We start from the raw sequence: 1618 nt of genomic DNA on the forward strand, positions 1-1618 counted from the left end.
AAGGACCGTGCTCAAAGGCCGGACATATGGACGCAAGCGATCGAAAACGACGCAAAACAACCGTTGCAGGCAGGGCGCCGTCCACATATGGATCCCAGGGTCTGCGCCGCGTCGCTTCGCTCCTTGCTCCGCCCAGGGATGACGAAGGGAGGGTTTCCGCTAATCTCCTAAATTTGCGATTTGCGACTAACGGGAATGATCGACCTTCGTTGCTGGTTGACCCGACTTACACGCAGTTGGCCGAGAAACGATCGAATCAGCGCCGAAACCGGCCGATAACGTCGGTATTGGCGAGAAGTCTGTGCACCAAAGCACGCGCACTTCCGATCGGAACAAGCCAAAAACAAAAAAACCGCCTCGGTGGGCGGGTCGTTGGAGCCAATTAGCACCATACCAAAATTAGTAGCATAGCTGCCGGCACAAAGCAAGAACAAAATACGCTGTGGTGGTAAAAAAGTCCGAATTCCTGCCTACCCGAGGTCGCCGCCCCTCATTGCTTGGCCCTAAGGTTGGTGATTAGCGAAAGCCGAAGTGGCACCCAATCTTCCCCCCTCGTGGGCGAGATGTCCGGCAGGCAGAGAGGGGCGCGAAGGAATGCGAGTTTTGCAATCGTTCGGAGCAACGCCGCCCTGTGCAACCATCACCGCCGCGACCGGCCGATAACGTCGTCGGTGTTGGCGAGAAGCCTGTGCACCGCGGCGCGGGCTGCGGCGGGCCGCTGCAGGCGGATGTTCTTCTCGATCGCCTCGTGCAGTGCCTGCGCCCGCCGCTGATCGCTGGTCTCGCGGGTGACGAACTGGAACAAATGGTCGAGCGCCGATTCAATCAGCACGCCGAGCGGCACCAGCAGATCGTTGCCCGAGGCGCGCAGGATGGCGAGGTGAAACCGCGTGTCGGCGCGCGTGCGCTCCTGCAGATTGGTTGCCTCGCCCATCTCGCGGCAGGCCTGGCTGATCTCGGCCATCTGCTCGTCGGTGCGCCGCATGGCGGCAAAGGCGCTGGCCTCCGGCTCGATGATGTGGCGGAACTCCTGCACGGTTCTGAGGAACACCTCGCGGTCCGGCGAGGTCGCGTACCAGGCCAGCACGTCGCGATCGAGCAGGTTCCAGCGCTCCTTCGGCTCGACCCAGCTGCCGATTTTCGGGCGTGACGCCAGCAGGCTCTTCGCCATCAGCATTTTTATGGCCTCGCGCACCGCCGAGCGGCTGACGTCGAAGGTCTCCGACCATTTGGCTTCGTTGGGCAGGATGGTTCCCGGCGGATAATCGCCGCGCACGATCCTCAGCCCGATTTCGTTGGCGAGCGAGGCATGCACGCTCGAGCCGGGAAAGTGTGCGGCATCGGCACGCCGAACGACGGCCGGCCGCTCAGCCTCTGCCTTGAATTTGGCGGGTCGCTTTTTTGATGTCGCGTCCGGCATTGGTATTCCCCGGCGGCTGCTTGTCGAAAGCCTGAACTCAGGGCACGACAAAGCAGCGGCCTACGCTCCAAAGCAGCGTCGCCTCGTGCGTTTTGTATGGACAGTGCGAACGGGGCGGCCCGCGGGGGGGCGCCCCCCAACAGCGGACCCACAGATGGGTGGAGGGGGGGGCGGGGGGGGTGGGGGCGTGGTCGCGGG

The 1618-nt window shown here is 63.0% G+C and carries 1 protein-coding gene; it reads right to left on the bottom strand.

The genetic code is table 11. The features are described from left to right. Window positions 1–640: 640 nt before the first annotated feature. Entirely contained in the window at window positions 641–1420 is a 780-nt protein-coding gene (locus tag NKJ91_RS33555) for a FadR/GntR family transcriptional regulator (protein WP_352458921.1), read from the bottom strand. Window positions 1421–1618 lie beyond the last annotated feature (198 nt).

It is taken from the genome of Mesorhizobium sp. M0040 (assembly GCF_040323505.1).
In the GTDB taxonomy this organism is placed as follows: domain Bacteria; phylum Pseudomonadota; class Alphaproteobacteria; order Rhizobiales; family Rhizobiaceae; genus Mesorhizobium.